Source organism: Arenibacter latericius DSM 15913 (assembly GCF_000424985.1).
In the GTDB taxonomy this organism is placed as follows: Bacteria; Bacteroidota; Bacteroidia; order Flavobacteriales; family Flavobacteriaceae; genus Arenibacter; species Arenibacter latericius.
The window spans coordinates 34,366-42,544 of sequence record NZ_AUKX01000043.1 but is presented as its reverse complement, the minus strand read 5'-3'; the positions used below and the strand labels follow the sequence as shown (position 1 = coordinate 42,544).

Sequence of the window (8,179 nt, the reverse complement as noted above, 5' to 3'; positions counted from 1 at the left end):
CTTCCCTCTGTATTAAGGACATCCTTGAACCCCAACTCCTGCATTGGGAGGATATCCACGAACATGTCAACGATCCGTGCCCAGGAATCCGGGCTCAGGCAGGATTCGAAATCCATCATTACCAATTGGTCCCTATTAAAACCTGTTATAAAATCCATATCATTAAGATAATCAATATCAGAACGTTATGGACTCCATGGGTTAAAGGTAATCAACAAAGTTATTAAGAAAAGTAAGGTTGTTGCGCAGTCTGACGGTTAGCATGATATATATGGTAAGGTTCAAGTGAGTATATAACAAGACTATTTTATGTCTTTGTAAATCCGTTCACGACTCCAGTCAATATTGCTTTTTACAATTTTTGCGGGAATTCCTGCAGCAATTGAATGGTCCGGGATGTCTCTGGTTACTAGAGAATTTGTTCCTATAATGCAGTTATTTCCTAATACCACACCTTTTAGTATAATGGAATGAGCTCCAATCCAAACATGATTACCAACCTTGATGTTTTGAGCATAATTAATGCGTTCTCTAGTGCTGTTATCCAATATACTGTGTGAATCTCCCGTTCTAAATTCAATGTAGCTAGAAAACATACAATCTTCCCCAATAACAATACTTTTATTAGGTTCAGTGATTGCAATATGAGCAGATTCTATAGTCGTGTTCTTTCCAATTTTAAGCGTTCCATGATGATCTTCAAACCAAATGGATCCACCATTGAACTGACAATTTTTGCCAATTTTTAGCTGGTGATTATCTCCTCTCATAAAAATAGTTATGCCAGACAATATAGCGCCATGTTCAATAAGTATACTATTATGATTTCCAATAATGTCAAATTTCACATTTAACAGGACCCCATTATTATCAATTTTGTTCCCTTTTCCTGAAACTGCTCTTTTGAATTTACTTGTAAATCTTTGAAATCTCAAGGCAAGATTTAATAAAATCATATTGTCTTTAACTAAAGATTTTATCTTGTTCCTCATAAATTTATAGGGGTTTGTTTGTGTTTATAAAATCTATAATTCTATTGGCTTGGATGTAATTGTTTTTATTGGAAAGGACGAATGTTTTTGCTTCTTGACCAAAGCGGTGTAATTCATCTTCTGATTTACTAAGAACCTCTTTTAATGTGTTTTTCATTCCAATTACACTTTCCGTTTCAAATAAATAAACGTAAGGATGATATTCTTTAGGCATTCCCGGTAGTAGTGTTGTAATCATAGGGGTCCCAGAAGCCATATATTCCATGTTTTTTGATGGAAAAGAAAACTTAGTAAATTCTTCGTTTGTTGGGCGAGGATTTAGTAAAAGGGTGGCAGTAAGTTGATCTTGAACTACTATTTTGTTGGGAACCATACCTTTAAATATAATTCTATGGTCTTTGTTGGTGTAGGTGTGCATTTCAGAAGTCAATTCTCCCGCACCGTATAAATGTAATTCTATCTCCTCATTATCTAATAACATAAACGCCTCTATTAAGCTTTTCACACCATATTTAGCATATAATCCACCAGCATAAATTAAGGTTTTATATCTGTTTTTATGAGTAAGTTTATTTTCCGTCTTTTCCATCTCAACATTTACTAGGCCTTCCATTATTATATAAGGTTTACCTTTTGGGTTAACTATGGGGTTCATTTGTTCTGTTAACAATATATACCTATCAAAACCCTGTATCATTCTTGTGAGGATTGTAGTGTAAACAGACTTTTTACTATTATCATTGGTCTTTTCTGTAACCATTAAGCCAGGAAGATCGGTTACTACAGCAATTGCAGTCACTCCAGTAATCTTAGATGCTAATAAAGAGGAAAATGAGACTGTAAAGTTTAATACATCACATATAATTGTTTTTTTTCCTTTGTTAAAGAATGATGTTAAATACAGTACTCTAAAAAAGGTATATATAAAAACACCTATATTTTTAATAAACGGAAGATTTATAAACGGAACGTAATTGTATTTTAAGGTATTAATTGTTTCATTAGGTAATCGCCAAAGTTTTCTGTTATGGTTGTTTGGGACTACAGGAGGAGAGCTTAATGTTTCAACTTCGCATTTTCTTCCGTGCATAGATAGACCTTGCGCTAATAACCTATGAAATTTTTGCGCAGCCTGTTCGGGTTTATTTATGGAGGTGTCATAAATATATTGGAGCGTATTCTCTGAACAAAGGGAGCTTATATAAAGTATTTTTAACATTGGCTAATAGAGCTATAGTGTTTATTAATGATCCCTTTATAAATGCAAAAAACAACGAATAAAGAAAATAGACCTTCAAATATTGGTTCCATCATAAAAAGTAGGAACATCGCTATGGCATAGATTATAATCTGAGTATTTAAATAGGTACTTTCTTTATTTATTAAAACTGTTCTTTTGATTTGAATAAATGACCTAATTGAGTACACAATTAAAATAATAAATGGAATAATTCCTGAAACTCGTAGGACATCAAGCCACAAATTATGAGAGTAACCAAATTCTTTTTGCTCCCATCCCAAGGGATAGGATACCATATATTCTAAAGATTTTATCCATCTTTCTGTTCTTCCACCTCCACTTGCCAATTCACCAGTTCCTCTACTCAATCTTCCCGCAAATGTAGTTAGCCAATCTGCATTTAAATCAAATGATACGTTGCGTATTAAAAAGACAATAACTACTGCGAGTAGTCCAAATAACCATACATTTTTTTTGATGGATTGTCTAGGTAACATGTATAGTATAGCAAAGACAGTGGTAATAAGAAAAATACCCAATTGTGTTCTGCTACCAAGTCTAAGCACGCAGATTAGTGACAAAATAAACAAAATTAATGTTCCAACATTAAAGACAATTCCTTTTTTTCCTTGTGTGCTTATTAAGAGAGCAGGTATACACATATTAAAGGTTAAAAACCCGCCCATTATGGTTGCAGAAACAGGACTTCCGTCCCAAAACATGGGAATAGATCTATCCAATTGAGCGAATCCTCCTTCTTGAAAGTTTAAGAAAACGGAGATTACCGCAGAGATAGAGAATATTGCAGTAATAAAAAATAAGATATAGAATATAGTATTTGTAGGTGGTTTTGTTCTAACTAAATATTTTCCTATTAAATAAAATGTAGGAGGGGATAAGGAGTAGATTAAAATAAACTGTTTGCCTTCTGCAGGATCGGCACTAAACGAGTAAAATAAAGCATAAAAAATAGAGAAGAGGAATAGTAATACAAAATCTAGATCTAAATTTTCCTTTATAAAATTACTTTTTAAAAATACAACAGGTATTAATAGGTACCCAAATAAAAACCCCATGTTAAAGGGATTTAAAAGATATAAAACCAATAGTATAATTATTAAAATACCTGTATCTACTATGTATTTAACAATTGAATTCATGCTCTTTCCTTATCTTATTTACACTAATTCTAGGTTTAAAAGCCATCAAAAAGTAGCATTATAATTCCCTAGTCTTAGCACTAATTATTTTCTATTTATAGCATTAAATAATTTCTTTTTGGTCATGCTTACAAAAAGGTAAAACGCATCCCTATAAGAGAGGTATTTAATATTATAGAAGATGTCTTGTGTCTTATCTAAAGATCTGTTATTTGTCATCACTTTGCTAGAATCATATAGGAAAATTTCCTTTCCTGGGATATTCGATATAATATTAGCTTCAATTGGCTTTAGGGACTTCCCATAAGTTCTAATAACTTCATAATTCAGTATTTGGGAGGTAAGAATATAGCGTTTATTAAATTCTGTTCTGTATCCATTTAAATCTACACATAGCTGGTGTTTATTTATTTCTAGGAACTTATGTAGTTTTAAATTTTCGAAGAAGGCATCATATGTACTATATGATTCTTCCAATTCACTAAAGTTAAACCTCCTAGATGCGTGTTGCAATAACGGCACCTGATAGGTATTGCTATCTTGAACAGCATGAGTACCTTGATCACTAAAGTTCGTAGATAATGAAACCTTTGGGTATAGAAAAAACTTATTCTTTTCAATTAGGTATACAATGTAGTACTTCAGCCATGATTTTTCTGACCAAGCGGTAACATTATTAGGAGTTTCTGTGTTGGCAGTTAGAACATCTTTGTTTTTATACCAGTTATAAAAATCTTCCCAATGAGTTCTAGACCATGCTTGTCCCCAGGAAGATGCAAACTGAAAATACCAATTATCAAAACCGTCCTCAATAGCAGTAAAAGGGACTACTTTATGTACATTAAATTGATGGTTGTATAAAGAAATTCCTCCAATATAAGATTTCTCTTCAGAAAATTCTAAAGCCTGCAAAGTATACTCATAGAAACAGGGGGAAACATATAGATCGTCTTCAAGTAGAATAACATTTCCATATTTAATAGCGTAATTTCCACATTGCAAAACATGTTGTCTTAAGCCAAGGTTAACCTCTGAGTAAACAACAGTTTTTGTTCCAAATTGCCAGTCAAATTCGTTGGCTATTTTTAGAACATCTTGATTGGTGTCTGAATGATCTATACTTATTATCAATGGCACCTTAGAATTGGGGTAATAAGCTTTTGAGAGCGAGTCTAATAAGCGCAATAAGGACCTTGGTCTGTTATAAGCTATAACCACTATGGGTAATGACTTACTTTTCATTTTTATATTTTTTATAAAATTTTGTAATATCTATAAATTGGGCTGCATTTGCTTTAATCCAACTTATATCTTTATCCCACCATTTAAATTCTAGTAAAAAGGCGATTTCATCGTTAGAAAATCGTTTTTTTATTGGTTTAGCAGGTACTCCTCCTACGATGGTGTATGGAGGTACATCTTTAACGACTAAGGCATTGGCTGCAACTATTGCACCATCACCAATACAAACTCCATCCAAGATTGAAACACCTTCCCCAATCCATACATCATTGCCTATAGAAATTGAATATTTACCATCTTCATCCACTGGCTTTTCAAACTCTTCAAATAATTGTTGGTTAACATAAGTAAAGCCAGCTTGCTTACTAGTAGAAAAGAAGGCGGGATGCGTACTCACAAAGGTATTTGATGGATGCTTGCCAAAAATGCAGCTTACTTTTGGTCCAATTGAAGTGAATCTTCCAATTTTAGTTTTGGTAATATTACAATTTGAACCTATGTAAGAACCATACCCAATCTTGGAACCTGACAGTAAACAATTATCATTTAGCTTATTGTTACCCTCATATTTGTTTGAAAGAGTAATGAATACATTTTTACCAAAACTAATATTCTTATTTCTTTTTAACTTACGTTGTATATAGAATTGGGAAATTCTAATAACAAATGTAGATTTTAGTAAGATTGATTTTAAGGCGGTCATTCTATATTGATTAGTCTTTAACGAACTAATGAGATTTTAGGTTTGCATTGTAATAGTGCTAGAGCGAGTTCATTAAGCTAGATTATCCTATATAGAAGTAATAAAATAGACTTCCATTCTATTAAATATTTTGAAGCACGGCAAGATGCTTCCCTATTTTGGATTTAGGTATATCGTCCACATAATGGAACTCCACTATAAATTTCTTGAATAATTCTACTGTATTTAATATTTCCAGCTCATCATCTTTAGAAAATTGTGTATCAGGGATAATTAAAATCTCTATTTTCCCTGGTACATTTTGTTTTATTTGCCATCTTTTTATTCTTTTAAATGCATCAATTTTATATCTATAAATAGTTGCAATTAAATTAATCTTTTCATTATTCTTATCAATTAAGTAATCTTGGGAGCGGCCCATTATTTCACTTAGGGTTACGACACCTCCATTCCTAGAGGACACTCTTCCCAAGTCGGCAGTGTCGTAACGTATGAAAGGCATGCCATAATTACAGAATCCAGTTGTAACTATTCTTCCTACTTGCCCAATAGGGGTTTCGGTACCATCGTCGTTTAAAACCTCTAAATAACAATAAAGAGGAGCAGAGAAGTATTTGTAACTCGTTGCTGTTGAGTGACAGAAAACACTAATTTCTTTATGTCCATACTCTAAGTATACTTTACATCCGAATGCTTGTTCTATGTTTTCTCGTTGAATATCGGAGCAAAGCTCAGCCGTAAGTACAACTCCCTTAATATTTAAAACTAACCTAATATTGTTAGATAGGATATATGTAGCCAACGAATTTAGAAATGAAGGGTATCCACGCAAAATAGTTGGCCTAAGTGCTATTATTTTTTCTACGTAGTATGGTGCTGTTTGATCGTTTAGATAAAATAAAGAAAAAACGTAATCGCCAAAGACATTATCACCTATGGTTTTGTTCCAATATATATTTTTGTCCGTGTATTTTTCAGAAACCTGACGGCCATAGAATCCAAGTATAATTTCACCTGGTTTATAACCAATTAAATGATATAGATACCAATGATGCGCATTATCCCTTAAACCTCCTCTTTTTTCTGTGTAAAACTCCATCGGTTGGCCGGTACTTCCCCCTGTAAATCTTTTACCTAAGAACTTTATGTCGTAATTGGAGCTGATAAGGTCTTTTCCGTGATCTTTTATTATTGATTTGTTAAGTACTGGAATTTCACGGTAATTACTCCAGTTAGTAGTATCTATATTGTACTTGTCAAATAAAGTTTTGTAATATGGTGTTGTTGTATAGGCGTGTCTTAGAATTTTTTTAAATTCTTTTTCATTAAGACTTTTTACCTGCTCTGTAGAAAGTTGCTCTAAAGCTAATATTTCCGATTTAATATTATCAGTTATTTTATTGTCCCTATTAGCTAATAGAAAGTTATGAAGTTTTAAAAATATAGGGTTTTCAGAAAAACCTTTTAATATTAATTGTTTTATATGGGGAATCATGACTTTATTTTTTTAAAAAGGGAAACAAAAAACAATGATTTTAGCATCATATAAGTACATATTCTTGTTTGTTTAAAGAAAAATGGGGCAAATAATACAGAAATAGATTGGGATGCCAAAGTAGCAATAGCAGCACCTATAACTCCATTAATAGGAATCAATATGTAATTTAATACTACATTGGCTATCATTCCTATACCTAAATATAAGCTAGAAAAACGCTGTAAGTTTTCATTAATAATCCATCCTCCTCGTGAGACCCCTAGAAACACAAATACTCCTGCCCAAATATGGATACTTAATACTGTTCCCGCTTGATAATATTCACTTCCATAAAGTAGATTTACAATCCAATTACTTAAAAAAGTCATAGGCAATGCAATGGCGACAGATAACCATACCATTAAATCATATAGGTTTTGAATTCTATCATAATAGAGGTCTTCATTAATTTTCTTGGCATTGACAATTGCTGGAAATAGCGAGCTTGAGATTATGGATGGGATAAAATACCAAGATTCACTTAACCTTGCAGCGGCAGCATATTGTCCAACGGCTTGGTTGTTTATCATTTCCTTAAGCATAACCTGATCTATCTTCATATAAATTGACACTATAATCGTGCTTAAAATCAATGGCCAACTATCACGTAATAATTGCTTTGCCTTAGATAGGGAGAAGCTCCATTTTAGAATTGACTCCTTATTTTTTTTGTAAAAATAAATTTGCCCTATAGCAAGTGTAATTGAATCTATTGCGGTAACATATACAAAATGGATTAGGGGGGCCTCTAATAGGATAAGAATTACTTTCAACAAAGAGGAAATTATTAGGGAAATTACCCCTACTAACACCATTGATTTACTTTTTACAATACTTTGAAAATAAACATCAATTACGCTGAAACTTTGAACAAACGTGACCGATCCTAGGATAATGATAATCTTATTTAAAAACTTATCGTCGCTTGTTAAAAAGAGAGTAGTCAATAATAAGGCCATTAGGATAATAGAGCCAATGGTCTGTAATATAAAACTTGTCCCCAACAATACATATTTATCATTTGGATCTTTAACGAGATCTCTAGCTAAAATACGTGTTAGTCCTAATGTGGAAAATGCAAGAAAAAGAGCGGTAAAGCTTTGAGCATAACTAAGAATCCCTAAGTTTTCAGGCCCTAAATATCTGGCTACCCAAACACCTACAAATAACGAAGCGAAGATGTTTACTAAATTTCCCCCGAAAAGCCATGATGTGTTTTTTAAATACTTTTTAAAACCTGCATTCTTCCTTAAGGTATCAAGTTTATCAATGATTTTCGTCATAAGGTTACGTACTATGATGCTA

7 protein-coding genes are annotated in these 8,179 nt (G+C 32.5%); all 7 read right to left on the bottom strand.

What is annotated here, in order from left to right:
• Window positions 1–302 precede the first annotated feature (302 nt).
• The 7 genes from H344_RS20275 to H344_RS0113240 all read right to left on the bottom strand — a co-directional run bounded on the left by H344_RS20275 (window position 303) and on the right by H344_RS0113240 (window position 8,157).
• The gene (locus H344_RS20275; RefSeq protein WP_051254315.1) at window positions 303–992 is read right to left on the bottom strand and encodes an acyltransferase; all 690 of its coding nucleotides are present in this window, start codon (window positions 990–992) and stop codon (window positions 303–305) included.
• Window positions 993–996: 4 nt separating this feature from the next.
• Window positions 997–2,211, bottom strand: a complete 1,215-nt coding sequence (locus tag H344_RS0113265; RefSeq protein WP_026810770.1) for a glycosyltransferase — start codon at window positions 2,209–2,211, stop codon at window positions 997–999.
• Window positions 2,205–3,308, bottom strand: coding sequence for an O-antigen ligase family protein (locus H344_RS0113260; RefSeq protein WP_157378278.1), 1,104 nt, complete (start codon window positions 3,306–3,308; stop codon window positions 2,205–2,207). The genes H344_RS0113265 and H344_RS0113260 overlap by 7 nt, the downstream gene beginning before the upstream one ends.
• 168 nt (window positions 3,309–3,476) lie before the next feature.
• Entirely contained in the window at window positions 3,477–4,634 is a 1,158-nt protein-coding gene (locus H344_RS20270; protein WP_051254314.1) for a glycosyltransferase, read from the bottom strand.
• Window positions 4,624–5,337, bottom strand: coding sequence for a CatB-related O-acetyltransferase (locus H344_RS20265; RefSeq protein ID WP_169514969.1), 714 nt, complete (start codon window positions 5,335–5,337; stop codon window positions 4,624–4,626). The genes H344_RS20270 and H344_RS20265 overlap by 11 nt, the downstream gene beginning before the upstream one ends.
• Window positions 5,338–5,458: 121 nt before the next feature.
• Window positions 5,459–6,832 (bottom strand): phenylacetate--CoA ligase family protein, encoded by a 1,374-nt coding sequence (locus H344_RS0113245; RefSeq protein WP_026810768.1) that lies wholly within the window; start codon window positions 6,830–6,832, stop codon window positions 5,459–5,461.
• Entirely contained in the window at window positions 6,829–8,157 is a 1,329-nt protein-coding gene (locus tag H344_RS0113240) for a flippase (RefSeq protein WP_034256620.1), read from the bottom strand. The genes H344_RS0113245 and H344_RS0113240 overlap by 4 nt, the downstream gene beginning before the upstream one ends.
• Between the last annotated feature and the right edge of the window lie 22 nt (window positions 8,158–8,179).

Bases quoted from the DNA above. Each gene is read 5' to 3' on its own strand.
- H344_RS20275 (WP_051254315.1), bottom strand. From the start codon at position 992: ATGAGGAACAAGATAAAATCTTTAGTTAAAGACAATATGATTTTATTA.
- H344_RS0113265 (WP_026810770.1), bottom strand. From the start codon at position 2,211: ATGTTAAAAATACTTTATATAAGCTCCCTTTGTTCAGAGAATACGCTC.
- H344_RS0113260 (WP_157378278.1), bottom strand. From the start codon at position 3,308: ATGGGGTTTTTATTTGGGTACCTATTAATACCTGTTGTATTTTTAAAA.
- H344_RS20270 (WP_051254314.1), bottom strand. From the start codon at position 4,634: ATGAAAAGTAAGTCATTACCCATAGTGGTTATAGCTTATAACAGACCA.
- H344_RS20265 (WP_169514969.1), bottom strand. From the start codon at position 5,337: ATGACCGCCTTAAAATCAATCTTACTAAAATCTACATTTGTTATTAGA.
- H344_RS0113245 (WP_026810768.1), bottom strand. From the start codon at position 6,832: ATGATTCCCCATATAAAACAATTAATATTAAAAGGTTTTTCTGAAAAC.
- H344_RS0113240 (WP_034256620.1), bottom strand. From the start codon at position 8,157: ATGACGAAAATCATTGATAAACTTGATACCTTAAGGAAGAATGCAGGT.